Here is a 26,942-nt window from a genome sequence, read left to right as displayed (position 1 = left end):
AGCAGCCGGCCATAGCCGGTCGGGTCGGCGGCGCGAAATCCCAGCACCGTCAGCGCGGCGCCCGACTGCAGCGGCGCGCGCAGGCGTTCGAAGGTGTCGGCCGAGATCAGCGGCGTATCGCCGAACGCAATTAGAATATCGTTGGCGCCCTGAGCGATGGCCGCCTTCGCAGCGAGTACGGCATGCGCGGTGCCGAGCCGCTCGCGCTGGATGAAGGTCGCGGCATCCGGCCGGGCCCGCTTCGCCTCGTCGGCCACCGGCTGGTGGTCGGGCCCCACGACGACGGCCAGCGCTGAGCCGGGGCCATGCGGCGCTGCGCCCAGCACATGGGCCAGCAGCGATTGTCCGGCGACCTGATGCAGCACCTTCGGCGTCGAAGATTGCATCCGCGTGCCTTCGCCGGCCGCAAGCACAATGGTCAGGCTGGTTCTGCCGCTCATCCGAATCCCCGTATTGAGGCGCGAACGGCGCCGCCGCCCTCATAAAGCGTTTTTGGCTGAAAGGGGAAAGCAGTTTCGCTGTCACCGCGCCGCGCTATCCGCAGGTTCCCCGGCGGTTTCCTGATAATGTTTGGCTGTGATTCGTAGGGCCGCAGGGAGCGCCAAAGACGTCGGATGGCAGAAGATCGCGATCAGTGGGCCGACACGCTTTCGGCACAGCACCACGGCGGATGGTTGACCAGTTTCCTGGCGGACGAGGACACACTCGACCGCCGCATGCTGTGGCGGCTGGGATCGTGGGGGGCTGGCGCCGTGGCCGCGGTGATCGTGGCGGTGCTCGCCAGCCAGTCGCAATCGCAACTGCGCCGCGAGCAACTGGCCTCCTCCGAACTAATGGCGCGACAGTCGCAGCAGATCCAGCTTGTCGCCCGCGAGACGCAGAGCGAAGCCAAGCGGCTGTCGCAGGCCATTGAAACGCTGAACAGCGACCGCGACCGGCTGTATTCGCGAGTCACCTCGGTCGAACAGGGTCTTGAATCCGTCACTGGCTCCATCAAGCGCCAGGCAGCAGCCGCCGTTCCGGCAGCCGTGGTGCCGCCGACACCTGTCGCGGCGTTGGTCACCGTTGAGCCTGCGCCGGCGCCGCAAACCGCAGCGTCCTTGCCGACCATCCCATCGGCGCCTCTGATCGGGCCTGTCGCGAGCGCGCCGGTCGAAGCACCGGCGGCCAAGGCAGCTGCCAAGGAGCCTCCCGCCAAGGAAGTGCCGGTCAAGGACGCGCCGAAGGAAGCCGCAGTCAAGGAAGCTCCGGCCCAATCCGCCGCGGCCGGTCAGTCGATCCAGTCCGAGCCCCTGGTCGCGTGGAAATCGATGATGGCGCCGCCGGACGTCGCGGCGTCGAAGCTCAGCGATCCCCCGGCGGCGCCCTCAGCGCCAGCCGCGCCTGAAACCACGGCATCGGTGCAGCCGGCCGCCCCGGTTGCAGAAGCCGCAGCGGAAACGCCGGCCACGCCGGTCCCGCGCACCGAATTCGGCATCGACGTCGGCACGGCCAATTCGATCGACGGGCTGCGTGCGCTGTGGCGCGGCATCTCCAGTTCCAACAAGGCGCTGGCAGGACTGCGGCCGATCATCATGGTCAAGGAACGCTCTACGGGGCTTGGCATGCAATTGCGCCTCGTGCTCGGCCCGATCAGCGACGCCGCCACGGCGGCCAAGATTTGCGCCATCATGACCGAGAGCAACCGGATCTGCGAGACCTCGTTGTTCGATGGCCAACGACTGGCCTTGAAGAACGACGCGCCAGCGGCCGCCACTGCTGCGCCGGCCAAGCCGGCACCGCGCAAGCGCGCCCCTGCCTATAACCAGCGTACCGAGCAGGTGCAGCCGCCCAAACCGGTCGAAGAACCCGCGCCTCCGCCCAAGCCGCAGTCGTCGCTGACCACGTTCCTCGGGATACGCTGAACGACGAAACAACAGCCCTTCGAATCGGTTGGTGCCGGAACTTGAAGCGTTACCTGAATCGAACCGACTCACCCGATCGCGCGCCGGGTTGTCCCGCGGCGCGATCCGAACCATAGTCAGGCCATGAAAAAAGATCCGTTCCGGCTCACCGCCCGCCAGGTCCAATGGCTTCTCATCGTCGGCTTCCTGAGCGTCGGCTATGCGATCTATCTGCGCTACATGGCCATCGAACTGTCGTCCGTGGCGCTCGCCTGCGACGCCGGCCTTCCGACCATGCTGTGCAAGACCCGGTTGCTGGTGACGTCGCTGTTCAAGAGTTCGGTGTTCGGCATGGTCGCCGTGGTGATCGCCCTGCTGAACCTGATGCGGCCGTCGATCGTGCTGCTGACCGGGGCGATCGTCGCCGCCGGTTTCGGCATCGTGCTTTATAATATCGGCCTGTCCGGCCTCGCGGTCGGCCTGCTTATTCTGGGATTTGCACGGCCCGCGCCCGCCACAGCGTGATGCCGAACAGCAGATAGATCGCGCAGGTCCACAGCGACTGCCAGTTGTCCGGCCCCTCGTTGAAGCCGACATACAGCACCGACAGCACGAACACGCCGGCAAACACCGACTCGGCGATCGGGCGAGTGCCTTCCTGCGGACGGTTGACCAGCATCAGCCCGGCGAATGGCACCACCGCCATCGTCAGCGCCGCAAACGGAAAGTCGCGATAGCGCGGATCGAACACGAAGCCGAGCGCGGTCTCCGCGCCGATCAACGCGGTGACAATCAGCGTCAGACCCAGCAGCACGGTCGAGACCGAACCGGTCCGGAACGGCCGGGGACCGAGCAATTCCAGGAAAGTCGGCAGCGCGCGCCCAGACATGGTCGCATAGGCGCACAGCAGCGGCGACGCCACGCCGGCGGCCAGCAACCCGCCCCATTGCAGCCAGCGACCGAGACCGTAGCTTTCATATATCATCTTATCGGCGGCAACGCCGAGCAGTATGCCGGCCGCGGTCGCCGAAATCGCTACAGTCAGCCACGACACGAAGCGCGGCGACCACGGGCGCCGTCGCAGCGCCAGCATGCCCACCGCGAATACCAGCACGCTGAGCCCGAGCCCGAGCCCCATCTGCAGCTTCCACGCCGGGTAATTGGTGATCGGCACCCCCGCCGGAAATTTCAGCGCGCGAGCCTGGTCGTCGATCAGGCCCCAATAGCCGCCGACGGTGCCTTCGAGATCGCGCTTCCAGGGCTGGTCATAGGCCTCGATCAGGTTGACGCGAAAATTCTCGCGCTTGGCCAGATCGAGGATTTCCGACACCACCCGCGCCTGGTTGGTGCGCGACGGCAACGCGCTGTCGCGCATCCGCCCGGCGCTGGGCCAGCCGGTCTCGCCGATCAAGATTTCCTTGTTCGGGAAAGCCACCGCAACGCGCTTGCGGATCGAGTCCACATGGGCGGCGGCATTCTTCGCGCGGATCGGGAAGTCTTCCCAATACGGCAGGATGTGAATGGTGATGAAATCGACGGCGTCATAGATCTCGCGGTTGCGCAGCCAGAATTCCCAGACGTCGGCATAGGTGACGGGTACCTTGACCTGCGATTTCACCGAACGAATGTTGGCCGCCAGATCGGCGGCGGTCATCTCGCCGCGCAACAGCACTTCGTTGCCGACGACGACGGCGCTGATGACACTCGGATATTCTTTCGTCAGCTGAACCGCGATGGCGATCTGCGCCAGATTCTTCAGCCGGTTGCTGCCGAGCCAGATGCCCTGGATCACTTTGAGGCCGACCTTGCCGGCCAGTTCCGGCACCTGATCGAGGCCGTTCTCGATCGAATAGGTGCGCACGCACTTCGATATCTTGGCGAGCTGCGCCATATCCTGCGCGATTTGCTCGGCGGAAATCTGCGTGGTGGGAATCAACGGCGTCTGGTCGCCGCGGAACGGCGCGTAGGACACGCATTCCAGCCTGGCCGCGGGATCGATCGGGGCGCGCACCAGCGAGACGGGGGTGGCGAGCCACCACCATACCGCCGCGATCGAGCTAAGGGATAACAGGAGAAGCGCCAGCGGCGTGCGGTAGGAAATCGGTTCCGTCCTCCAGAGACGTCCGTCGATTAGCCCGTCACCGCCGATCTGCCAAGAGCAGGTTGCAGGCAATCACAGTCTTGTCTCGCGGTGGTCCTGCGAAATCGCCACAAATTTCCGGCATTGCTGGACAAAATCCAAAATGTCCGTCATGGGATTCAGGCGCGGTCTTCGCCGTATTGGGGACCTATTTAAGCGGCATCTGACAGCAGCGTCGGAGCGTCGTGGCAGCCAACTTTATCGGGGACTTTATGCGTCGACTGGTGTTCGGGTTCCAAAGTGCGGGTGTGCGTTGTATCGCCGCAGCAGGATTTGCGCTGTTGCTCGGCATGACCGGAGCGGTCGCGCAGAGCGGCGCGCAGGACCAGAAGCCGGCGGCGAATGCGCCCTCGCCCACCGATGTGGCCAAGGACAGCCAGAAGAAGACCGACGAATTCGTCGAAGCGACCAACGCCATCAACGGTCCCGCCGGAAATCCGGAGTGCGTCTGGCTCGGCCGCCGCGTCGTGGTGCTGATGTGGCGCGACGACCTCGACACCGCATTCCGCCATCTCGATCTCTACGATCGCTTCGGCTGCCCGGGCGGCCATGTGCAGGCGACGTTCCGTTGCCTGGTGCGATTCGGCGCGCTCGATCCGAAAGTGCCGGACAGCCTGAACGGCCGCGTCCATGCCTGCTGGATCAATCCGAACGCCCAGCCGCAGACCGCCGCCGTCACGCCCGTAACTCCCGGTCCGAGTGGCGGCGCGGCGCCTGCACCCGCCCCAGCCGCATCGCCTGAAGCGAAGCCGGCCGACGCGCCGAAATAAATTCAGCGGCGCCGGAACGGCGGCAATTATTCGCGGTTTTGAATAGTTGCCGCCCTCAAAACGCCACGGCGTCATATGAGTTGTTAATCCGCGTGGCAGAGATATTGTTCTGCTACCGTCGTTCTGGTCGGACCTAGGGGACGGGTCCGCTTCCCGGCCACGCTCGCCCCATCATGGTTTACTCGCGATGCGCGCCGTCGTCGCCGTTCTGTTGTTTGTAACTGCTGCTCATGCCGCCCTTTGGGGCATCTTGCGCGAGAAGCAGGAAGCTCCCGACTTCAAAGGCATCCTCCCCAGCGTTTCCTATGCCCCGTTCGACGGCACGGCTCACCCCGACGTCGATAATATTCCCAACCCCGACAAGATTCGCGCCGACCTGACCAAGCTTTCCACGGTCAGCCGCGCCATCCGTCTGTATTCATCGACCGGCGGCGTCGAACTCGTTCCCCCGATCGCCAACGAAGTCGGCATGAAGGTCACGGTCGGCGCCTGGATCGACAAGAACGTCGATCGCAACGAGCGCGAAATGCTCTCGGCGATCGACCTCTCCAAGCGCAACAGCAACGTCAACGGCATTGTGGTCGGCAACGAGACCGTGTTCCGCGGCGAGCAGAAGGTCGAAGACCTCGTCAAGCTGATCCAGCGCGTCAAGAGTCAGGTCAACGTACCGGTCACCACCGGCGAAATCTGGAACATCTGGATCGAACATCCCGAACTGGCGTCATCGGTCGATTTCATCGCCGCGCATATTCTGCCGTATTGGGAAGGCTTCTCGGACCAGCAGGCGGTCGATCAGGCGCTGATCATCTACCAGAAACTGCGCGACGCCTTCCCCGGGAAGCGCATCGTGATCGCCGAATTCGGCTGGCCGAGCGCCGGCTATAATTTGAAGAGCGCGGTCCCCGGCCCGTTCGAACAGGCGGTGACGTTGCGCACCTTCGTCAGCCGCGCCGAAGCCATCGGCATGGAATACAACATCGTCGAGGCGATCGATCAGCCCTGGAAGTTCTTCGAAGGCGGCGTCGGTCCGTATTGGGGCATCCTCAACGCCGCTCGCGAGCCGAAATTCGCCTGGACCGGCCCGGTGGTCGATGAAGCGCACTGGAAACTCGCCGGCATCGCGCTGCTGGTCGGTATTCTGCTGTCGTTGCCGGTCCTGCAGCTGGTCACCCCCACTCTGATGCAGGCTTTCGTGCTGTCGGCGGCGGCCAACGGCGTTGGCGCCTGGGTGGCAACGATCTTCGCCTACCAGCAGGGCCATTATTTCGTCTGGGGCTCGGCCTTTGCGCTGACGCTCGGCCTGACCCTGCTGGTGCCGCTGGTGCTGATCGCCATGGCGCGGATCGAGGAGATCGCGGCGATCGCCTTCGGCCGGGCGCCGCGCCGGCTGCTTACCGCGGCGCAGACCTCCGCGCTCGCGATTCCGGCCGACGGTCATTTTCCGAAGGTCTCGATCCACATCCCGGCCTATCGCGAATCGCCGGAGATGCTGAAGCTGACGCTGGATGCGGTGGCGCGGCTCGATTATCCGAATTTCGAATGCGTGGTGATCATTAACAACACGCCCGATCCGGCGTTCACGCAACCGATCCAGGATTACTGCCGGACGCTCGGCGAGCGCTTCATCTTCATCAACGCCCTGAAGGTCGAGGGCTTCAAGGCGGGCGCGCTGCGCATCGCCATGGAGCGGACCGCGGTCGATGCCGAGATCATCGGCATCATCGACGCCGATTACATGGTGGAGCCGAACTGGCTCAAGGATCTCGTGCCGGCCTTCAACGATCCCAACGTCGGGCTGGTGCAGGCGCCGCAGGACCATCGCGACGGCAACCGTTCGCTGATGCACTACATCATGAACGGCGAGTACGCCGGCTTCTTCGACATCGGCATGGTCCAGCGCAACGAGGCCAACGCCATCATCGTTCACGGCACCATGTGCCTGATCCGCCGCACCGCCATGGACACGGTTGGTGGCTGGGCTGGCGATACCATCTGCGAGGACAGCGACCTCGGCCTGTCGATCATGCAGCACGGCTGGCTGACGCATTACACCAACGTGCGCTACGGCTACGGCCTGTTGCCGGACACCTACGAGGCGTTCAAGAAGCAGCGCCATCGCTGGGCCTATGGCGGCTTCCAGATCATCAAGAAGCACTGGCGGCGCTTCCTGCCGGGCGCCAGCCGGATGACGCAGGACCAGAAGCGCGAATTCGGTCTCGGCTGGCTGAACTGGCTCGGCGCCGAAAGCCTTGGCGTGCTGGTCGCCCTGCTCAACCTGGTCTGGGTGCCGATCGTGGCCTTTGCCGACATCGCGATTCCCGACAAGATCCTGACCCTGCCGATCATCGCCGCCTTCCTGGTGTCGCTGATCCACTTCATCACGCTGTACCGCCTGCGCGTCCATGTGAAGACCTGGCAGATGCTGGGCGCGATGGTGGCGGCGATGTCGGTGCAGTGGACGGTGTCACGGGCCGTCGCCAACGGCCTCATCACCGAGCATCTGCCCTTCGCCGTGACCTCCAAGGGCGGCCTGTCCAACATGTCGATCGAGTTCCAGGCGTTCTGGGAAGCGGTGATCGGCGTGCTACTGCTGATCGGTGCTGGCGTGCTGATCGCATCGAACAGTTTCAAGCAGGTCCATGAGATCTACGTGTTCGCCGGCGTGCTGGTGCTGGAAAGCCTGCCGTTCCTGTCCGCGGTGGCGATCGCCATCCTCGAGAATTCGCGGAGCAACGATTTCGTCTGGTGGCGTAATACGACCATTCGCACCGCCGAGCTGATCGGTCTGCGCCAGGAGGCGATGCCGCACCCGATGCAGGTCGCCCAGCCCGCCACCTCGGAAATTCACCGCGAGGCCAGTTGACCGCCCGTCCGGGGCGTCATCGACAGACAATATCGGCAACTGGCGGTCCCGCCCTTGACCCGCGCGGACCCGCCTTCTATGCACCCCTTGGGGGCGGGTAGCTCAGTTGGTAGAGCATTCGACTTTTAATCGAATGGTCATGGGTTCGAGCCCCATCCCGCCCACCACAGCCCAACACACCATCCGGCCGGGTTCCCGGCCAATTCCCTCCTAAGCGGACACCTGAACCATGCGGATTACGCTCGTCGGCTCCCGTCATTTTGGCGTCATCACCCTTGAGATGCTGCGGACCCACGATGTCGAAATCGCCCGCGTCGTCGTCGCCGACGCCGAAGACCGGCTGGCCGCCGCTGCCAAGGCCGCCGGCATCCCGGTCACCGTGCAGGCCGACCCGAAGAACGTGAACGCCTCCGAAATCGCCGAGGGCACCGACCTGATCGTCACCGCCCACAGCCACGCCCGGATCGGCAGGGACGCGCTGGCGGCCTCGAAACTGGGTGGCATCGGCTACCATCCGTCGCTGCTACCGCGCCATCGCGGCATTGCCGCCGTCGAATGGACGATCCGCGAGGGCGACCCGATCGCCGGCGGCACCATCTATCACCTCGCCGACACCATGGATGGCGGCGCCATCGCCCTGCAGGAATGGTGCTTTGTGAAGAAAGGCGAGACGGCCCGCGAATTATGGGAGCGCGCTTTGGCGCCACTGGGCCAGAAGCTGCTGGGCGAGATCATCGATCACGCGCTTGCCCATGGCAGCCTGCCGGCCGTGGCCCAGGACGAGCAGTTTGCCACCAAGGCACCCAAGCTGGCCTGACAACTTCCCGGTACTTGGGTAAACGCGACTGCGCTGGAACCAACTTGGCGTCGGCCCGTTCACTACAAGTGAGACGGTTTCTGGGCGTTTACTGCACTGCAGCAAACTTTGGACACATTACACCCGGATAAGACGGCCATCACAACATCAAGGATTTGATCCAATGCGTTTCAACCGCATCCGTACGTTTTTTTGCCATTCGCTGATTTTGAGCGCTGTCGCTTTTGCTGCCGCTCCGGCCAATGCCGAGACCCCCTATGACGGTCTGTGGAATGTTACCATCGTCACCAAGACCGGCACCTGCGAGCCGACGGCGCGCTATCCGCTGACCGTGACCGACGGCAAGGTCACCGCACCGGGCGCCGACGTGTCCGGCAAGGTCGGCCGTGAAGGCAGCGTCAAGGTTTCGATCGGCGCCGCCTATGCGAACGGCCAGCTCTCTGGCAATACCGGTTCCGGCAAGTGGAATGGTGCCTCCGGTGGCGTTCCCTGCAGCGGTCGCTGGGAAGCTTCACGTCAATAACTCAACTGGGAATGATCTCATGATTTCGCGTCCGGCCTCTTCGCAGTTCTTCCGCGCCGCCGCTATTTGCGCGGCACTCGGTCTTTCGGGCTCGGCGGCCTACGCGCAGTCCGCCCCGTTCGCGGGCATGGCCGGCGTGTGGTCCGGCAACGGCACGATCTCGCTTGAGGACGGCTCCAAGGAGCGCATTCGATGCAAGGCGACCTACGCCGTCAGCAGCGAAGGCAACGGCCTCAATCAGGCCTTGCTGTGCGCCAGCGACAGCTACAAGTTTGAATTGAAGAGCGACGTGATCGCCAAGGCCGGCACGCTCTCCGGCACCTGGGCCGAGACCACCCGCAACGTTTCCGGTTCGCTGGAAGGCCGTGCCGGCAACGGCCAGTTCAATGTCACCGTGTCGGCGCCGGCGTTTACAGCCAAGCTGACCATGACCACCAATGGCAACAAGCAGAATGTGGCCATCAGCTCCGAGGGCGCGTTCAAGGGCGCCAACATCTCGCTGTCGCGCAGCTGATCGTTTAGCCTTGTAAATTCGAAACCCCGGTTTGCGCTTTCGCAGCCGGGGTTTTTCTTTGTCGGGATTCCGTGGCGCTCGCGCATCGCAGCTCCGCCCTAATTGCACATTGCAAAGCCATGCGATGTCGCCGATACAACCTGCCCTTTCATACGTTGAACTTTGCTTCGTTTTTGCAACGCAACACACTGGTTAGTTCGCTGCCATGGATCGCTCGCCGTCCAAATCCCGCGCTGCGCTGTGGATGTCCGGCTGGCTGCTGCTGATGCTGTTCGTCGCCATTGCCGGTCGCGAGACGCTGCGCGAGTTGAACGTGTTCCAGGTGATGGAAATCCGTTCGGTGATCGGCTTCTTCATGCTGCTGCCGATCCTACACTTTAACGGCGGGCTGGCGGCGATGAGGACCGCGCGTCCGCTGACGCACGTCACCCGCAATCTGGTGCACTACATCGCGCAGATCGGCTGGTTCTTCGCGCTGACGCTGATTCCGCTGAGCCAGCTAGTCTCGATCGAGTTCACGATGCCGATCTGGATCGCGATCATGGCCGCGGTGTTCCTAGGCGAGCGGGTGACGGTGTGGAAGATCACCGCCATCGTGCTCGGCCTGATCGGCGTCATCGTGATCGTGCGGCCGACGGCCGGCGCGGTCAATCTCGGCCAGTTGGTCGCGCTTGGCGCCGCCTTCGGCTTCGGCATTTCCATCACCATGATCAAATCGCTGACGCGCACCGACAGCGCGCTGAAGATCATCTTCTGGATGATCGTCGTGCAATCGGCCGCCGGCTTTTTTCCGGCGCTGTATTTCTGGCAGTGGCCGTCGGCCTACGTCTGGGGCTGGCTGGTGGTGATCGCGTTCTGCGGCACCTTCTCTCACTTCTGCATGGCGCGGGCGATGCTCTACGCCGACGCCACCGTGGTGGTGCCGATGGACTTCCTGCGCGTGCCGCTCAGCGCCACCATCGGCTGGCTGCTCTACGCCGAGCGCCTCGATATCTATACCGTGCTCGGCGCGGCGCTGATCCTGTTCGGCAACATGCTCAACCTGCGCAGCCCGGCGCCGGTGCCGGTCCGCGCGGCAAGCTGACAAATATACCCCAGAGTTACACCCACCTGCCCGCCCGGCGTGAAAACCTCACCGGCTATTTGCCCGCGGCTTTGCGCAGCGCATCATTGATGCGGTCCTGCCAGCCCGGACCATCCTGCTGGAAGTGCTCCAGCACGTCCTGATCGATCCGCAGCGACACCAGTTCGCGGATACCCGGCAGCGCCGGCTTGCTCACCGGAGCCTCGACCACCTTGGTGGTGGTCTGCTTGAATGCGGCCTCGGCCTCGCTACGGGCATCCTGGAGCGTGCGCGGGCGCCGCGGGGTCTGGGCCATGGTGATCAGATTCCTTCGAACAGTGCGGTCGAGAGATAGCGCTCCGAGAACGACGGCACAATCGCCAGAATGACCTTGCCGGCGTTCTCCGGCCGTTTGCCGATCTGCAGTGCCGCGGCGATCGCGGCCCCGGACGAGATGCCGCCGGGAATACCTTCGTTGCGCGCCAGCGCCCGCGAGGTCTCGATCGCCGTGGCGCTGTTGATCTTGATGATCTCGTCGATCACCCCACGGTCCAGCACGTCGGGCACGAAGCCGGCGCCGATGCCCTGGATCTTGTGTGGCGAATGCTGGCCGCCGGAGAGCACCGGGCTTTCCTCGGGCTCGACCGCGACCACCCGCAGCGACGGCTTTCGCGGCTTCAGCACCTGGCCGACGCCGGTGATGGTGCCGCCGGTCCCGACGCCGGCGACGAAAAAATCGATGTTGCCATCGGTATCGTTCCAGATCTCCTCGGCGGTGGTGCGGCGGTGGATTTCCGGATTGGCGAGGTTCTTGAATTGCTGCGGCATCACCGCATTCGGCGTCGTTCGCACCAGCTCTTCCGCGGCGGCAATCGAGCCCTTCATGCCCTGCGCGGCCGGCGTCAGCACGATCTCTGCACCGAGGAAGGCCAGCATCTTGCGGCGCTCGATCGACATCGATTCCGGCATCACCAGCTTGAGCCGGTAGCCGCGCGACGCCGCTACATAGGCCAGCGCGATGCCGGTGTTGCCCGAAGTCGGCTCGATCAGCACGGTGTCGGCATTGATGACGCCGGCCTTTTCCATGGCGATGATCATGGCGGCGCCGATGCGGTCTTTCACGCTCGCTGCCGGATTGAAGTATTCCAGCTTGGCGAGAATGGTCGCCGTGACGCCGTGCTGCTGCGGCAGCCGCACCAGTTTGACGATCGGCGTATCGCCGGTCGCCTCGACGATGCTGCCGAAGATGCGGCCGCGGCCGGGACGGTGCGTCGTGGTTTCCAGCGATGTATCCATGGTAAATCCCCCTGCTCTCGGTTGATGCGACACGATGGTATTTTCATGAACTACCGATCATGTGTGGCGGTTCGCGGGCCAGCGCAAGCACCTCGTTCTCGCTGCATTGCGAAACATAATGGAATCAAAATTCCTAAAACCAACGCAATTCTGTTGCGACACGGTCAAACAAATCAGTCTATGCTCGACAATGATAGATGATGAACTTGAGAGCCAGGAGGTCACGATGCCAGCGCTTGCTGCCCGTTCGACCAAGGAGTTTCATCCATCCCCACGCGGCAGCGCACTGCCGACTTGTCCGGTCTGCGCGGATTCGATGGTCGCCGCCGAGGCCTCGGCTTTCCTCACCGATGATATCGTCAGCTATCTCTGGACCTGCGATACCTGCGGCTATGGCTTCGTCACCAAGCACGCATTCAGGAAGATCGCCTGCAACTGACCTGTATATACCGAAGTTTCTAAGCTCGTCATTGCGAGGAGCCCTTGCGACGAAGCAATCCAGTCCTAGCCCGAAGCATCTGCCGCGTCGGTTCGCTCCTCGCAATGACGGAGCCTAGCGCGGCGCGATGTCGCCCTGCGCCCAGCATGCGCGGGTGCGCTCGCGAAATTCCTGGAATGTCCCCGCCTTGATCGCCGCGCGGATGCCCTGCATCAGGCTCTGGTAATAGGCGATGTTGATTTCCGACAGCAGCATGGCGCCGAGCGTTTCGCCGGAGCGCACCAGATGGTGGATGTATGCACGTGAGTAGTCGCGCGTCGCGGGCCACTCACTTTCCTCGTCGAGCGGACGGGGATCGTCGATGTGGCGGGCGTTGCGCATGTTGAGCTGGCCATGCCGCGTGAACGCCATGCCGTGGCGGCCGTTGCGGGTCGGCATCACGCAGTCGAACATATCGACGCCACGCGCCACCGCTTCCAGCATGTCGTCCGGCGTGCCAACGCCCATCAGGTAGCGCGGACGGTCCGAAGGCAGGATCGGCACCACTTCCTCGATCATCGCCAGCATCACCGCCTGCGGCTCGCCGACCGCGAGGCCGCCGATTGCGTAACCATGGAAACCAAGATCGACGAGGCTTTGCGCGCTGGCCCGGCGCAGTTCCGGCACGTCGCCGCCCTGCGCAATGCCGAATAGCATATAGCCCTCCGGCGCGGTCTCGAAGGCGCGCTTGCAGCGCTCGGCCCAGCGCAGCGAGAGCTGCATGGCGCGGTCGATGTCGGCGTGCTCGGCCGGCAGCCGCACGCATTCGTCGAGCTGCATCGCAATATCGGAATTCAGCAGCCGCTGGATTTCGATGGCGCGCTCCGGCGTCAATTCGAACTTGGCGCCGTCGATATGCGAACGGAACGTCACGCCCTGCTCGGTCACCTTGCGCAGCTGCGCCAGCGACATCACCTGGAAACCGCCGGAATCGGTCAGCATCGGTCCGTTCCAGGTGGTGAATTTCTGCAGGCCGCCCAGCGCCGCGATACGTTCCGCGCCGGGGCGCAGCATCAGGTGATAGGTATTGCCGAGCACGATATCGGCGCCCGCGTCGCGCACTTCGCGCCAGTGCAGGCCCTTCATGGCGCCCAGCGTGCCGACCGGCATGAAGGCCGGGGTGCGGACCTCGCCATGCGGCGTGGTCAGTTTGCCCAGGCGCGCGACGCCGTCAGTGCCGAGCAGTTCGAAATGATTAGCGACGGTCATGAGATGTTTTTATCCGGAAACAGCAGGCTGGCGTCGCCATAGGAGTAGAACCGATAGCCCGACGCGATGGCGTGCGCATAGGCCTTGGTCATAGTATCGAAGCCGCTGAAGGCGGAGACCAGCATGAACAGCGTCGACTTCGGCAGATGGAAATTGGTCAACAACAGGTCGACCGCGCGAAACCGGTAGCCCGGCGTGATGAAGATCGCGGTCTCGTCGGCGAACGGATGAATGACATTGTCCTCAGTGGCGGCACTTTCCAGCAGCCGCAGCGAGGTCGTGCCGACGGCGACGACGCGACCGCCTGCCGCGCGCGCGGCGTTCAGCGCATCCGCCGTTTCGCGCGAGATCATGCCCCATTCGGCGTGCATCTTGTGCTCGGCGGTATCCTCGACCTTGACCGGCAGGAACGTCCCTGCCCCGACATGCAGCGTCACCCGGTGCAGGCCAACGCCGCGCGCGCGCAGCGCCGCTTCCAGCGCCGGGGTGAAATGCAGCCCGGCCGTGGGCGCCGCCACCGCGCCATCGTTCGTGGCGAACATGGTCTGGTAGTCGGCGGCATCGCGTTCATCGGGCGTGCGCCGCGCGGCGATGTAAGGCGGCAACGGCGGCGCACCGAGTTCAGCGATCGCCTGGTCCAGCGCCGGGCCGTGGAAGGTGAAGGCGAAGGTTACCTCGCCTGCGTCGCCCTTGTGCTCGACTGTCGCATCGAGATGGCCGAGCAGGCAGACCCGCCCTTCATGACCGAAGCGAACGGTATCGCCCTTGAGCAGCCGCTTGGCCGGCTTGACCAACGCCTGCCAGCGCGAACCGTCGAGCCGCTTGATCAGCGTGGCGTCGATCCTGGTCTCGGGCTCGCGGCCGATGCGGCGGCCGGCCAGCTGCGCGGAAATTACCTTGGTATCGTTGACCACCAGCTGGTCGCCGGGGCGCAACCAGTCCGGCAGGTCGGAAACGACGTGGTCCTGCAACGCGGCCCCCGGCTGCACCACCAGCATCCGCGCGGAATCCCGCGGGCTGACGGGACGCAGCGCGATGTTCTCGGCGGGCAGTTCAAAGTCGAAGAGGTCTGTGCGCATGGCGCTTCGGAGGTCCCTAAACGTGGATGCCCGACACACCTAGCGAAGCGGCGCTTCGCGCGATGGCCGGGCATGACGTCGTTTGCCAGTGAGTAAGCTTACGCCGCCGCGTCGGCGGCCATGTGCGCCTTGACGATCTTGTCGGGATCCTTGACCGGCTCGCCGCGCTTGATCTTGTCGACGTTCTCCATGCCTTCGGTGACCTTGCCCCACACCGTGTACTGCTTGTTGAGGAACGAGGCGTCGTCGAAGCAGATGAAGAACTGGCTGTCGCCGGAATCCGGGCTCGCCGCGCGGGCCATCGAGAGCGTGCCGCGGACGTGCGGCTCGTTGTTGAATTCGGCCTTCAGCTTCTTGCCGGAACCGCCGGTACCGGTGCCCTGCGGGCAGCCGGTCTGCGCCATGAAGCCGTCGATAACGCGGTGGAACACGATGCCGTCATAGAAGCCTTCGCGCACCAGTTCCTTGATGCGGGCGACGTGGCCCGGCGCCAGATCGGGGCGCATTTCGATGGTCACGGGACCCTGGGTGGTTTCGAGGATCAAAGTATTTTCGTTGTCAGCCATGCTCGTCTCTCTTCTGGTTTGCGGAGGTTTCGGCGGTCGTCAAACCGCACTCTGAAGGGGCGTCCGGCGATCGCTTCGCCCAGGCGCCCGGTAAATGGCATCGGCGTGCAATGCTGCAAGGTCTCCATCACAGCCGTTCGATAGGCAATACTGTCGGCCTCGGAGGCCTCCGGCGTCTCAAAGGTAATCCGCGGCTTGCCGAGGATCCCTCCGCTGCGCGTCAGGCTGAACAGCACCGTGATCTGCATCCCCGGATGGCCCCGCGGCAGCGCGGGAGGCTGCCAGCAGCCCTTCAGCCTTTCGAACATCTCGGCCAGCGTGCTCACCCCGGCGCCCTCCGCAGAGGCCGGACCGGCCGGAAGGAAGCATAACGCCAGCAACGATGCCGCGAGCCAAACCCCAATTCGGCGCCGCAGCATCGCCGTGCTTCACTTGATATCCGACGCGACCTGGACCTTGACCATCTTGTCGGGATCGGTGACCGAGCCGCTCTGCGATCCGGCCGGCGCCTTCTTGATCTTGTCCACCACGTCCATGCCCGAAACGACTTCGCCGACCACGGTGTACTTGCCGTTCAGGAACGAGGATTCGGCGAGGATGATGAAGAACTGCGAATTGGCAGAATCCTCGGACGCGGCACGCGCCATGCCAACGACGCCGCGCTTGAACGGCGTGGCGGTGAACTCCGCCTTCAGGTTCGGATATTTCGAGCCGCCGGTGCCGTTGAAGTTCTGGCCATCGCCGGTCTGCGCCATGAAGCCGTCCATGACGCGGTGGAACGGCACGTTGTTGTAGTAGCCTTCGCGGGCCAGCTGCTTGATGCGCTCGGCGTGCTTCGGCGCGAGATCCGTGCGCAACTTGAGAACAATGCGGCCCTTAGTGGTGTCGATGACAATGGCGTTGGCCTTGTCGAGACCGGCCGGCAGCGCGGTGGCGGGAGCCGCGGCGGGCGCCTGGGCCAGAGCGGGAACGGCCACGAGCAGCGCGGCGGCAACGGCGAATATACGGATCATGAGAACTCCGGATCAGAGAAAGCCGGACAACCGGCGAATTTGGATTTAGGCGAACTTCAGCTTCAAGCGAACTTCGATTTCAAGCTCTTGGCCACCGCCGGCGGCACGAAAGCCGAAACGTCGCCGCCCATCGCCGCGATTTGCCGCACCAGTGTGGCGGTGATCGGGCGAACGCTGACCGAGGCCGGAAGAAATACCGTCTGCACGTCCGGCGCCATGGTTTCGTTCATGCCGGCGATCTGCATCTCGTAGTCGAGGTCGGTGCCGTCGCGCAGGCCGCGGATCATGATGGTTGCGCCGGCGCGCTGCGCCGCGGTGATGGTCAGGTTGTCATAGGTGGTGCAGTCGAAGGCGCAGCCGGCCGCGGAGGCCAGCGGTGCGAACACGTTCTCGACCATCTCCAGCCGCTCCTCGGTGGAGAACAGCGGCTTTTTGCCGGGATGGACGCCGATCGCGACGATCAACTTGTCGCACAGGCCCACGGCATGGCGGACCACGTCGAGGTGGCCATTGGTGACGGGGTCGAATGAGCCGGGATAGAGCGCGATACGGGGCATGCCTCCGTCTACCGCGCCCTCCCAAAAGCCGCAAGCCGGGTTGGTTCCCCGGAAATCATCGACCGGGCGGTTGTTTATTTTCTGTCGTGAATCGAACCCGGGCGGGGGTCAGCGCGTCTATTGGGAGAGCACGCGACGACGCTGAAAACACTGCGCTTTCTTTGGCTGTGTGTCGTGCCGGTCGGTGGATGAAACAAAGCTCCGGGGCGACGAAACCACATTCCGGAGAGACGACAACTTCCTGAAACCAGGCCTGACTAATCAGGCAGGCACAGGAAGCGACAAACAAACCGGGCCAAAACGGCCCAAATGACAGGGGACCGTCATGATCAAGGCCATTTCCGCCATCGCCGTTGCAGCGTTCATCGCCGCCGCTCTCACCGTTCTGCCGGGCTTTGCCCCGAAGGTCGAAGCTTCCGTGCCAGTGGCGCTGGCCAAGGCCGACCGCCTCGACATCAAGCCCGTCGGACGTAGCTGCTCCGAGCAGGCATGGCCGAATTTCGAGGCCTCCTGCCTGCGCAACGCCGCCACCAAGACCGTGACCATCCGGGAAGCCCGCCTGATCACCGCGGTGCGCCGCTAAAGCCGGACAAGAATACCATGCCCTCGGCTGAACCGAGGGCTTTCCGATGTCGCTTCGGCATGCGGATATGACTTTGCCGCTGTTGCCATCAGCCGCCTAAACATCCGTTCAATTCCACAGCCGGAATTCCGTAGCAATTCGCAACGTCGCGTCGCAGACTGCGGTTGATCGCGCGCGCCGCATAGCGCGAGTCCTCTGAGGGCCGCCAGTGTGACTGCTATTCCAGTTTCCTCGCCACCCCGCTCCGGCGGACTTCCCCTCACGGCAACCGTTGGCGCGCTTGGTGTCGTCTATGGTGACATCGGCACCAGCCCGCTTTACGCCCTCAAGGAAGCCGTCAAGGCCGCTGCGCATGGCGGCCCGCTGACCTCGGATGCGACGCTCGGCGTAGTGTCGCTCATCCTGTGGGCACTGATCCTGATCATCTCCGTCAAATACGCCATGCTGATTCTGCGTGCCGACAACCGCGGCGAAGGCGGCATTGTCGCGCTACTGGCGCTGCTCTCGGCGCGCAACGCGCAGCCCGGCACTTGGCGCGCGCATCTGCTGGTGGTCGGCCTGGTCGGCGCCGCGCTGCTTTATGGCGACGGCGCCATCACGCCGGCGATCTCGGTGCTATCAGCAATCGAAGGCCTGAAGGTCGATGCGCCGTCGCTGGCGCCCGCCGTGGTGCCGCTGACGGTCATCATCCTGATCGGGCTGTTCCTGATGCAGAGCAAGGGTGCTGGCTTCATCGGCGGCATCTTCGGGCCGGTGATGCTGGCATGGTTCGCGGTGCTGGCGCTGCTTGGCATCCACGGCATCGTGCAGGCACCCGGCGTGCTGGCGGCCGTGAGCCCGCTCTATGCCTTCAAGTTCCTCATCCACCAGGACTTCCACATCAGCTTCGCCATTCTCGGCGCCGCATTCCTGGCGGTGACCGGCGGCGAAGCCATGTATGCCGATATGGGCCATTTCGGCCGGATGCCGATCCGGCTGGCATGGTTCGCCATCGCGCTGCCGGCGCTGGTGCTGAACTATTTCGGTCAGGCGGCGCTGCTGGTCACCGATCCCGCGGCGATCGACAATCCGTTCTATCAACTGGCGCCAGACTGGCTGCACTACCCGCTGGTAGCATTCGCCGCGGTGGCGACCGTGATTGCGTCGCAGGCGATCATCTCTGGCGTGTTCTCGCTGACCCAACAGTCGATCCAGCTTGGCTTCCTGCCGCGAATGCAAATCCGGCACACCACCAGCCACGCCATGGGCCAGATCTACGTGCCGCTGGTGAACTGGCTGCTGGCAGCGGCGACGCTTGCTGCGGTGTTCAGCTTCGGCACGTCGGACGCGCTGGCCGGTGCCTATGGCATCGCAGTGTCGCTGTTGATGGCGATCACCACCTTGCTCGCCGCGCTGGTCGCCCTGCAATGGGGCTACTCGCCGCTCCTGGTGGTCACGGTGAATGGCTTCTTCTTCATCATCGACTGCATCTTCTTTGCCGCCAATTCGACAAAGCTGTTCGAAGGCGGCTGGTTTCCGCTGCTGCTGGCCGGCGCGGTGGCGTTCCTGATGCTGACCTGGCGCAGCGGCGTCAAGCTGGTCGAGACGGCGCGCGGCAAGCTGCGGCAGCCTGAAGAAGAGCTGATCGAGACCGCGGTCAGCCGCTGCCATGCGCGGCTCAACGGCACTGCGGTGTTTCTTGCCTCGACGCCGAATGGCGTGCCGCTGGCGCTGACGCAATTCGTCAAGCACAACCACGTGCTGCACCAGCGCGTGCTGCTGGTCACCGTGCTGATCGCCGAAGTGCCGCGCATCCCGGATTCCGACCGCGTCGAAATCATCGAAGTGATCGAAGGTATTACCCGAGTCATCCTGCACTATGGCTTTATGCAGTATCCGACGATTTCCGAAGGCCTGACGCTGGCCTGCACCCAGGGCAAGCTGCCCGGCATCGATCTCGATGACATCACCTATTACATCGGCCGCGAGACCATCATCCCGAGCGAAGAGATCGCGGGAATGGCGGTCTGGCGCGAGACGGTGTTCGCGTTCCTCCAGCGCAATGCCGAGCGCTCTGCGGCATTCTTCGGCGTGCCGACCAAGCAGGTCGTCGAATTCGGCACCGAGATCGAGATTTAGCTCTCGATCTGCGGCACGCCGTTGCCCGCTTCGGGCTCATCGCCCTCGCCCGCCTCACCGATGTGCTCGACCGACACGACGTGCTCGTCGTCGGCGGTATTGAATACCGTGACGCCCTGGGTGGAGCGGCCGACGATGCGGATGCCGCCGACCGGGCAGCGGATCAGCTGCCCCTTGTCGGTCACCAGCATGATCTGGTCGTCGTCCTCGACCGGGAACGAGGCCACCAGCTTGCCGTTGCGGCTGTTGACCGCCATCGCCCCGATGCCCTTGCCGCCGCGACCGGTGGTCCGGTACTCGAACGACGACGAACGCTTGCCGTAGCCGTTCTCGGTGATGGTCAGCACGAACTGCTCGCTCGCCGACATCTCCACATAGCGCTGCTCGCCGAGTTCGATGGCGGCGGTCGCCTCCTCGGTCTCGGCGGCCGCAGCCGCCTCGTCCTCGACGATGCCGCGCTCCTCGACGCCGCCGCGGCGCACCGCATTGGCGCGGCGCAGATAGGCCGCCCGCTCCTCGGAATTGGCGTCGAGATGGCGCAGGATGGTCAGCGAGATCAGCTTGTCGCCCGCCGGCAACGCGATGCCGCGCACGCCCATCGAGCTGCGGCCCTGGAACACGCGCACGTCGGACACCGGGAAGCGAATGCACTGGCCGCCGGCGGCGGTCAGCAGCACGTCGTCATGCTCGGTGGCGATCTGCACGTCGACGATGTTCTCGCCCTCGTCCAGCTTCATGGCGATGATGCCGGAGCGGCGGACGTCGACGAAATCCGACAGCTTGTTGCGGCGCACGTTGCCGCCGGTAGTGGCGAACATCACGTCGAGGTTGTCCCACGACGGTTCATCCTCGGGCAACGGCATGATGGTGGTGATGCGTTCGCCCTGCTCCAGCGGCAGGATGTTGATCAGCGCCTTGCCGCGGCCGTTCGGCGGCGCGATCGGCAGCCGCCAGACCTTCTCCTTGTAGACCTGGCCGCGCGAGGAGAAGAACAGCACCGGCGTATGGGTCGAGGCGACGAACAGTCGCGAGACGAAATCCTCATCGCGCGTGGCCATGCCGGAACGGCCCTTGCCGCCGCGGCGCTGCGCCCGATAGGTCGAAAGCGGCACCCGCTTGACGTAGCCATGGTGCGATACCGTCACCACCATGTCCTCACGCTGGATCAGGTCCTCGTCCTCGACCTCGCCCTCATGCTCGATGATGACGGTGCGGCGCGGCGTCGCGAATTCCGACTTCACCGCGTTGAGTTCGCCCTTGATGATGTCCTGGACACGCGCGCGCGAGCGCAGGATGTCCAGATAGTCGGCAATCTCCACCGCGAGCTTGTCGAGCTCTTCGGAAATTTCCTCGCGGCCCAGGGCCGTGAGGCGGGCCAGACGCAGATCAAGAATGGCTTTCGCCTGCTCGAACGACAGCCGCGCGGTGCCGTCTTCCTCGAGCCGGTGGCGCGGATCGTCGATCAGCGTGATCATCGCCGCGACGTCCATCGCCGGCCAGCGCCGCTCCATCAGGATGTCGCGCGCCGTGGCAGGATCCGGCGAGGTGCGAATGACGCGAATGATCTCGTCGATATTCGCCACCGCAATCGCGAGGCCGACCAGGATATGGGCGCGATCGCGCGCCTTGTTGAGCAGGAACTTGGTGCGGCGGGTGACGACATGTTCGCGGAACGCGACGAAGATCGTCAGCAGGTCCTTCAGGTTCATCACCTGCGGCCGGCCGGCATCGAGCGCCACCACGTTGGCGCTGAAATTGGTCTGCAGCGGCGTGAACTTGTAGAGCTGGTTCAACACCACCTCGGGCACGACATCGCGCTTCAGCTCGATCACAACGCGGAAACCGTCGCGGTCGGATTCGTCGCGTAGATCGGAGATGCCCTCGATCTTCTTGTCGCGCACCAGCTCGGCGATACGCTCCACCATGGTGGCCTTGTTCACCTGGTACGGGATTTCCGAAATGATGATCGCTTCGCGATCCTTGCGCGCCGGCTCGATGGCGACCTTGCCGCGCATCACGATCGAGCCGCGACCGGTGTGATAGGCGACGCGAATGCCGGCGCGGCCGAGGATGATGCCGCCGGTGGGGAAATCAGGCCCGGGAATGATCTTGATCAGATCGTCGATACCGAGCGCCGGATCGTCGATCAGCGCGATGCAGGCGTCGATCACTTCGCCGAGATTGTGCGGCGGGATGTTGGTCGCCATGCCGACGGCGATGCCGCCCGCGCCATTGACCAGCAGGTTCGGGAATTTCGCGGGCAGGACGCGGGGCTCGCGGAACGAGCCGTCGTAGTTGTCCTGGTAATCGACGGTGTCCTTGTCGATGTCGTCGATCAGCGACTGCGCGATCTTGGTGAGGCGCGATTCCGTATATCGCATCGCGGCGGCCTGATCGCCGTCAACCGAACCAAAATTGCCCTGGCCATCGATCAGCGGCACGCGCATCGAGAAGGTCTGCGCCATGCGCACCATCGCGTCGTAGACCGACTGGTCGCCATGCGGATGATACTTACCGATGACGTCGCCGACGGTTCGCGCGGACTTGCGGTACGGCTTGTTCCACTCGAAGCCGTTCTCGTACATCGCGTAGAGAATGCGGCGATGCACTGGCTTCAAACCGTCGCGCGCATCCGGCAACGCGCGCGCCACGATCACGCTCATAGCGTAATCGAGGTACGAGCGTTTCATCTCGTCGAGAATGGAAACGGGACGGATATCCGAGGGTGCCGGCGGCTCCCCAGGTTTCTTGTCTTCGGTGTCGGCCAAGGATGATTTCCGGTCAGGTTTTGCTGGGAATCATATAGCGCATCGCGGCCTTCCAAGCCACCCCCGAGCGGCATCGCGCAGTGGATTTTATCTTCGTTTTTCCAATCACTTACGGGGGCGTATGAGCGCTTGCGGCGAAGCCTGCGATCGGCCTGCACGGGATCGCCGAATCGCGCTTGCTACGGCCAGAACACCACCGTGTGCATGATCCGGCCGGGCACCAGCGTGAACAGGCCGGCGACCACCAAGGCACCGGCGAAAATCGAACTCATGATGATGGCGTGCGCCCTCACGCGGTGCCGGCGCGCTCGGACGACACCGATGGCCAGCATCACGGGTGCGAAGATCGCCAGCAGGTGGATCGGGCTCCAGGTCCGCCACAGCCGGAAGCTATGGCCATGAATCCAGAATGCACTGATCGCCACCGTCAGCATCAGCGCGACCCAGATCCAGCCCAGCGTCCGATGCGGCAGCGTTCCCTTCGGTGCAACGAGCTGCATCACCCCCAGTACGAACGCGGCGATGGCGGCCAATGCGTGCAGCGGAATCGGCGCGACGGCCTCAAGCAGCGGGTTCAGCGACATGACGCCCTCCGGTGAGAAGTATCTTGTCATGTAAACATCGCCTGCGTCCATCTTTCCACTGTCAAGTTTGTCGCATGGCGCAAAAACACCGGCGCCCTTGGAGACGCCGGTGTTTCGAACCCGATACGCGCTGCGCGATCAGAACGGAATGTCGTCGTCCATATCGCTGCCGCGGCCACCGCCGCCACCGGCTGACGAACCCGCCGCGACGCGGCGCGGCGGCGCGCTCGACGGGCTGCTGGAGCCGAAGTCGCCGCCATTGTCGCCGCCGTAGCTGTCGCCACCACCCGCGCCAGCCCCGCCACCGGCGCGGCCGTCAAGCATGGTCAGCGTCGAGTTGAAGCCCTGCAGCACCACCTCGGTCGAGTACTTCTCGACACCCTGCGGATCGGTCCACTTACGGGTCTGCAACGCGCCTTCGATATAAACCTTGGCGCCCTTCTTGAGATATTGTTCGGCGACCTTGGCGAGACCTTCGCTGAAGATCACGACGCGGTGCCACTCGGTTTTTTCCTTGCGTTCGCCGGTGGCCTTGTCGCGCCAGTTCTCGGAAGTCGCGATGGTGAGATTGACGACCGGATTGCCGTTCTGCATCCGCCGGACCTCCGGGTCCTTGCCCAGATTGCCGATCAAGATCACCTTGTTCACGCTGCCAGCCATTGCCGCTCTCCTACTCTCGAAACTGAAACTTGCTGATTGGCGATCGCTCCGACCTCAAGGCCAGCACGCACCACCGCTGTCGCGACCCTATACGGTCCGCGTCTTTCGCAGGCCGCCGATCGCCGGGTTATCCACGGGATCGTGCGAGATTATGTTCCATTTTTGTTCTCAATGAAAGAGCAATATCTGCGCACTGGAACCGAGAGAGTAACTCTGTGCTTATACGACCTCACTGCGCGAAAAGACGCCCGCGTGTAATTTCGCGCCCTGCACGCGAATGTCCCGCGATGTTGCATCCGAGGCACAGCCTCCAAGGGCGAATGCCTGTATGACTCACGTATTCTGTTCGGGGAGATTCACATGAAACGCCTTCTGTTGGCCTCCGTCGCCATCGCCGCCTTGAGCGCAGCGACCTCCGCTTCCGCCGCCGATCTGGCCGCCCGGCCCTACACCAAGGCGCCGCCGATGGTCGTAGCCGTGTACGACTGGACCGGTTTCTATATCGGCGCCAACGGCGGCTGGGGCAGCCAGCGCCGCTGCGGCACTGACGTGACCTTCGTACCGTTCGCCGGTCTGGGTTGCCATGACGCCGATGGCGGCGTCGCCGGCGGTCAAATCGGCTATCGCTGGCAAAGCGCCGGGTGGGTCTTCGGCCTTGAAGCCCAGGGCGATTGGGCTGACCTGAAAGGCAGCAACGTCAGCCAGATCCTCGCAACGCAGACGCTGCAGTCGCGCATGAACGCGTTTGGCCTGTTCACCGGTCAGGTCGGCTATGCCTGGAATAACACGCTGCTTTACGTGAAGGGCGGTGCCGCGGTCACCAGCAACAATTACCGGGACGTCGCAACGGTCGGCGGCGCCACGCTCGCTTCGGCAGGCGATTCCACCCGCTGGGGTGGCACGGTCGGTGTCGGCGTCGAATACGGCTTCACGCCGAACTGGACGTTCGGTGTTGAATACGACCATCTGTTCATCGGCTCCACGAACTATAATCTGACCACCCCGGCAGGGCTTTTCTTCGGCACAGCGCGCGTCAGTGGCGATGCCGACATCGTCACCGCTCGCATCAACTACAAGTGGGGCGGCCCGGTCATCGCGAAGTACTGAACGCGCTTCAGTCTAGCGACAGAGCTTCAGAAAAGGCCGGCAGCAATGCCGGCCTTTTCTTACGGCGAGAATTGCATCTCGACCCAACGCCATGGCACAAAAATATCCGTGCGTGCAATGAATCGCCGTCACACGTACGTGCCAGCGTGTGGCGCGTCAGTCGCCGCATTCCGCACCGGTTACCTGTTAAGCCATCCGAATGATGAAGGCGGCTTGAGCCGGCCTTTTTGTTGGCAACCACGGCTTGGTCGCAACTCACTCCCCAAAATCCGTTGATGATTTTCGTTCGGTACTGGAAATCCGCCCCCGTTCTTCCTATGTTCCGAAGACAATCAATTGGCGTTCGGTCCCGGCACGTCCGGCGATGCGCGCCCGGATGCGGCGCGCCTGATGCGTCGGGGAATTGTCATGGACGAAGTCATCAAGGCGAAGCGCCAGCCGGTCGGCTCGGCCTCACGCAACATCACCATTCGCGGCGCCCGCGAGCACAATCTCAAGAACGTCGATCTGGAGATTCCGCGCGACAAGCTGGTGGTGTTCACCGGCCTGTCCGGCTCCGGGAAATCCTCGCTCGCCTTCGACACGATCTATGCCGAGGGCCAGCGCCGCTACGTCGAATCGCTGTCGGCCTATGCCCGGCAATTTCTGGAGATGATGCAGAAGCCGGACGTCGACCAGATCGACGGCCTGTCGCCCGCCATCTCCATCGAGCAGAAGACGACTTCGAAAAACCCGCGCTCGACGGTCGGCACCGTCACCGAGATCTACGATTACATGCGGCTGCTGTGGGCGCGGGTCGGTATCCCCTACTCGCCCGCCACCGGCCTGCCGATCGAGAGCCAGACGGTGTCGATGATGGTCGATCGCGTGCTGGCGCTGCCGGAAGGCACAAGGCTCTATCTGCTGGCGCCCGTGGTGCGCGGCCGCAAGGGCGAATACCGCAAGGAGATGGCGGAATACCTCAAGAAGGGCTTTCAGCGCGTCAAGATCGACGGTACCTTCCACGAGCTGGCTGAAGCGCCGGTGCTGGACAAGAAATTTCCGCATGACATCGACGTCGTCGTCGACCGCATCGTGGTGCGCCCCGACATCGGCCAGCGCCTCGCCGAAAGTTTCGAGACCGCGCTGAAGCTCGCCGAGGGACTCGCGGTGATCGAATATGCCGACGCACCGCCGGCAGCGCCCGCCGACGACAAGAAGGCCGACAAGAAAGTCGCGAAAATCCACGACAAAACCGGCGCCGAGCGCATCATGTTCTCGGAAAAGTTCGCCTGCCCGGTCTCCGGCTTCACGATCCCCGAGATCGAGCCGCGGCTGTTCTCGTTCAACAATCCCTATGGCGCCTGCCCGAAATGCGGTGGCCTCGGCATCGAGCAGACCATCGACGCCGAACTGGTGATTCCCGACAAGGACCTGACCCTCCGCAAGGGCGCCATCGCGCCGTGGGCCAAGTCGTCGTCGCCTTATTACATCCAGACGCTCACCGCGCTCGGAAAATTCTACAAGTTCACGCTCGACACCAAGTGGAAGGATTTGCCGAAGAAGACGCAGAACGCCATCCTGCACGGCTCCGGCGACGACGAGATCAAGTTCTCCTACGAGGACGGCGTGCGCGCCTACGACACCAAGAAGCCGTTCGAAGGCGTCGTCACCAACATCGACCGCCGCTTTCGCGAGACCGAAAGCGAATGGGCGCGCGAAGAACTCGGCAAGTATTTTTCCGACGTTCCGTGCGACGCCTGCGACGGCTATCGCCTCAAGCCGGAAGCGTTGTCCGTCAAGATCGGCGGCAAGCATGTCGGCGAGATCTCGCAACTGTCGGTGCGCAAGGCCGGCGACTGGTTCGCCACCGTGCCGACCATGCTCAACAAGCAGCAGAACGAGATCGCGCTGCGGATTCTCAAGGAAATCCGCGAGCGGCTGTCGTTCCTGCTCGACGTCGGCTTGAACTATCTCACCCTGGCGCGCGCCTCCGGCACGCTGTCCGGCGGCGAGAGCCAGCGCATCCGGCTGGCGTCGCAGATCGGCTCCGGCCTGACCGGTGTGCTGTATGTGCTGGACGAGCCCTCGATCGGCCTGCACCAGCGCGACAACGCGCGGCTGCTCGATACGCTGCGGCGGCTGCGCGACCTCGGCAACACCGTGATCGTGGTCGAGCATGACGAGGACGCGGTGCTCGCTGCCGACTACGTCGTCGATGTCGGTCCCGGCGCCGGTACCCATGGCGGCCATATCGTGGCCCAGGGCACGCCCGCCGAGATCATGAGCAATCCGAAGTCGCTGACCGGCAAAGATCTCACCGGTGAATTGAGCGTGGCGATCCCCGAGCGCAAACCGCCGAACCATCGCCG

The 26,942-nt window shown here is 63.9% G+C and carries 26 protein-coding genes and 1 tRNA gene; 14 read left to right on the top strand and 13 right to left on the bottom strand.

Translation table 11 applies throughout. From position 1 onward, the window contains the following. Positions 1-440, bottom strand: a 440-nt coding sequence (locus tag JWR89_RS21200) for an NTP transferase domain-containing protein (RefSeq protein ID WP_299719832.1), incomplete at its 3' end; no start/stop codon positions are given. 174 nt (positions 441-614) lie between these two features. On the opposite strand from JWR89_RS21200, the gene JWR89_RS21195 reads away from it, so the two are divergent. Together JWR89_RS21195 and JWR89_RS21190 are read left to right on the top strand one after the other, a co-directional pair. Continuing rightward, positions 615-1,904, top strand: coding sequence for a hypothetical protein (locus tag JWR89_RS21195; protein ID WP_299719829.1), 1,290 nt, complete (start codon positions 615-617; stop codon positions 1,902-1,904). A 123-nt stretch (positions 1,905-2,027) separates the two neighbouring features. Continuing rightward, positions 2,028-2,408 carry a hypothetical protein gene (locus JWR89_RS21190; protein WP_299719826.1) on the top strand — a complete coding sequence of 127 codons (381 nt, stop codon included), beginning with the start codon at positions 2,028-2,030 and terminating at the stop codon, positions 2,406-2,408. On the opposite strand, the gene JWR89_RS21185 is transcribed toward JWR89_RS21190, so the two are convergent. Next, the gene (locus tag JWR89_RS21185; protein WP_299719835.1) at positions 2,368-4,014 is read right to left on the bottom strand and encodes a beta-(1-6) glucans synthase; all 1,647 of its coding nucleotides are present in this window, start codon (positions 4,012-4,014) and stop codon (positions 2,368-2,370) included. The genes JWR89_RS21190 and JWR89_RS21185 overlap by 41 nt on opposite strands. A gap of 221 nt (positions 4,015-4,235) precedes the next feature. On the opposite strand from JWR89_RS21185, the gene JWR89_RS21180 reads away from it, so the two are divergent. The 7 genes from JWR89_RS21180 (at position 4,236) to JWR89_RS21150 (ending at position 10,594) form a co-directional block, all read left to right on the top strand. After that, positions 4,236-4,793 (top strand): beta-1-3, beta-1-6-glucan biosynthesis protein, encoded by a 558-nt coding sequence (locus JWR89_RS21180; protein WP_299719824.1) that lies wholly within the window; start codon positions 4,236-4,238, stop codon positions 4,791-4,793. A 187-nt stretch (positions 4,794-4,980) separates the two neighbouring features. Further along, the gene (locus JWR89_RS21175; RefSeq protein ID WP_299719822.1) at positions 4,981-7,656 is read left to right on the top strand and encodes a glycosyltransferase; all 2,676 of its coding nucleotides are present in this window, start codon (positions 4,981-4,983) and stop codon (positions 7,654-7,656) included. A 91-nt stretch (positions 7,657-7,747) separates the two neighbouring features. Next, positions 7,748-7,823 (top strand) — tRNA-Lys (locus tag JWR89_RS21170). Positions 7,824-7,885: 62 nt separating this feature from the next. After that, on the top strand, positions 7,886-8,473 hold the full coding sequence (locus JWR89_RS21165; protein WP_299719820.1) for a formyltransferase family protein: 588 nt from the start codon (positions 7,886-7,888) through the stop codon (positions 8,471-8,473). Between the two features lie 163 nt (positions 8,474-8,636). After that, positions 8,637-8,996 carry a hypothetical protein gene (locus JWR89_RS21160; protein WP_299719818.1) on the top strand — a complete coding sequence of 120 codons (360 nt, stop codon included), beginning with the start codon at positions 8,637-8,639 and terminating at the stop codon, positions 8,994-8,996. 19 nt (positions 8,997-9,015) lie between these two features. After that, positions 9,016-9,510, top strand: coding sequence for a hypothetical protein (locus tag JWR89_RS21155; RefSeq protein WP_299719816.1), 495 nt, complete (start codon positions 9,016-9,018; stop codon positions 9,508-9,510). A gap of 205 nt (positions 9,511-9,715) precedes the next feature. Continuing rightward, a complete protein-coding gene (locus tag JWR89_RS21150) occupies positions 9,716-10,594 on the top strand; it encodes a DMT family transporter (RefSeq protein ID WP_299719814.1) in 879 nt (292 codons plus the stop codon). Between the two features lie 55 nt (positions 10,595-10,649). Here JWR89_RS21150 and JWR89_RS21145 read toward each other — a convergent pair whose 3' ends face one another. Then, complete coding sequence (locus tag JWR89_RS21145) at positions 10,650-10,889, bottom strand: BrnA antitoxin family protein (RefSeq protein WP_299719812.1); 240 nt, start codon at positions 10,887-10,889, stop codon at positions 10,650-10,652. Positions 10,890-10,894: 5 nt separating this feature from the next. Further along, positions 10,895-11,869 (bottom strand): cysteine synthase A, encoded by a 975-nt coding sequence (gene cysK, locus JWR89_RS21140; protein ID WP_299719810.1) that lies wholly within the window; start codon positions 11,867-11,869, stop codon positions 10,895-10,897. Positions 11,870-12,095: 226 nt separating this feature from the next. Here cysK and JWR89_RS21135 point away from each other — a divergent pair, with 226 nt between their 5' ends. Beyond that, entirely contained in the window at positions 12,096-12,308 is a 213-nt protein-coding gene (locus tag JWR89_RS21135; protein ID WP_299719808.1) for a hypothetical protein, read from the top strand. Positions 12,309-12,422: 114 nt separating this feature from the next. Here the strand turns inward: JWR89_RS21135 and tgt are convergent, their stop codons facing one another. The 6 genes from tgt to coaD all read right to left on the bottom strand — a co-directional run bounded on the left by tgt (position 12,423) and on the right by coaD (position 16,771). Continuing rightward, a complete protein-coding gene (gene tgt, locus JWR89_RS21130) occupies positions 12,423-13,556 on the bottom strand; it encodes a tRNA guanosine(34) transglycosylase Tgt (protein WP_299719806.1) in 1,134 nt (377 codons plus the stop codon). Then, positions 13,553-14,635, bottom strand: a complete 1,083-nt coding sequence (queA, locus tag JWR89_RS21125) for a tRNA preQ1(34) S-adenosylmethionine ribosyltransferase-isomerase QueA (protein ID WP_299719804.1) — start codon at positions 14,633-14,635, stop codon at positions 13,553-13,555. Before queA ends, tgt begins: the two co-directional genes overlap by 4 nt. Positions 14,636-14,733: 98 nt before the next feature. Then, complete coding sequence (locus JWR89_RS21120; protein WP_299719802.1) at positions 14,734-15,201, bottom strand: peptidylprolyl isomerase; 468 nt, start codon at positions 15,199-15,201, stop codon at positions 14,734-14,736. Beyond that, positions 15,177-15,527 carry a hypothetical protein gene (locus tag JWR89_RS21115; protein WP_299719799.1) on the bottom strand — a complete coding sequence of 117 codons (351 nt, stop codon included), beginning with the start codon at positions 15,525-15,527 and terminating at the stop codon, positions 15,177-15,179. The genes JWR89_RS21120 and JWR89_RS21115 overlap by 25 nt, the downstream gene beginning before the upstream one ends. A 102-nt stretch (positions 15,528-15,629) precedes the next feature. Next, the gene (locus tag JWR89_RS21110; protein ID WP_299719797.1) at positions 15,630-16,214 is read right to left on the bottom strand and encodes a peptidylprolyl isomerase; all 585 of its coding nucleotides are present in this window, start codon (positions 16,212-16,214) and stop codon (positions 15,630-15,632) included. Positions 16,215-16,276: 62 nt separating this feature from the next. Continuing rightward, the gene (gene coaD, locus JWR89_RS21105) at positions 16,277-16,771 is read right to left on the bottom strand and encodes a pantetheine-phosphate adenylyltransferase (protein ID WP_299719795.1); all 495 of its coding nucleotides are present in this window, start codon (positions 16,769-16,771) and stop codon (positions 16,277-16,279) included. Between the two features lie 325 nt (positions 16,772-17,096). Between coaD and JWR89_RS21100 the strand changes: the two genes are divergently transcribed. Then, complete coding sequence (locus JWR89_RS21100; RefSeq protein WP_299719793.1) at positions 17,097-17,354, top strand: hypothetical protein; 258 nt, start codon at positions 17,097-17,099, stop codon at positions 17,352-17,354. A 210-nt stretch (positions 17,355-17,564) separates the two neighbouring features. After that, positions 17,565-19,472: a KUP/HAK/KT family potassium transporter gene (locus tag JWR89_RS21095; protein ID WP_299719791.1), complete on the top strand. Its 1,908-nt coding sequence runs from the start codon at positions 17,565-17,567 to the stop codon at positions 19,470-19,472. Here JWR89_RS21095 and gyrA read toward each other — a convergent pair. From gyrA to JWR89_RS21080, 3 genes are all read right to left on the bottom strand, one after another. After that, a complete protein-coding gene (gyrA, locus tag JWR89_RS21090; protein WP_299719789.1) occupies positions 19,469-22,240 on the bottom strand; it encodes a DNA gyrase subunit A in 2,772 nt (923 codons plus the stop codon). The two genes, JWR89_RS21095 and gyrA, sit on opposite strands and share 4 nt — an antisense overlap. A gap of 179 nt (positions 22,241-22,419) precedes the next feature. Then, positions 22,420-22,824 (bottom strand): DUF2306 domain-containing protein, encoded by a 405-nt coding sequence (locus JWR89_RS21085; RefSeq protein ID WP_299719786.1) that lies wholly within the window; start codon positions 22,822-22,824, stop codon positions 22,420-22,422. A 138-nt stretch (positions 22,825-22,962) separates the two neighbouring features. Continuing rightward, positions 22,963-23,484, bottom strand: coding sequence for a single-stranded DNA-binding protein (locus JWR89_RS21080; RefSeq protein ID WP_299719784.1), 522 nt, complete (start codon positions 23,482-23,484; stop codon positions 22,963-22,965). Positions 23,485-23,844: 360 nt separating this feature from the next. Here JWR89_RS21080 and JWR89_RS21075 point away from each other — a divergent pair, with 360 nt between their 5' ends. Next, positions 23,845-24,591, top strand: a complete 747-nt coding sequence (locus JWR89_RS21075) for an outer membrane beta-barrel protein (protein WP_299719782.1) — start codon at positions 23,845-23,847, stop codon at positions 24,589-24,591. A 408-nt stretch (positions 24,592-24,999) separates the two neighbouring features. Further along, positions 25,000-26,942: excinuclease ABC subunit UvrA (gene uvrA, locus JWR89_RS21070; protein WP_299719780.1), on the top strand; the 1,943-nt coding region annotated here is incomplete at its 3' end.

It is taken from the genome of Tardiphaga sp., from assembly GCF_028290785.1.
Taxonomy (GTDB): Bacteria; Pseudomonadota; Alphaproteobacteria; order Rhizobiales; family Xanthobacteraceae; genus Tardiphaga.
The sequence above is the reverse complement of the archived record's forward strand: the minus strand, read 5'-3'. Positions and strand labels throughout refer to the sequence as shown.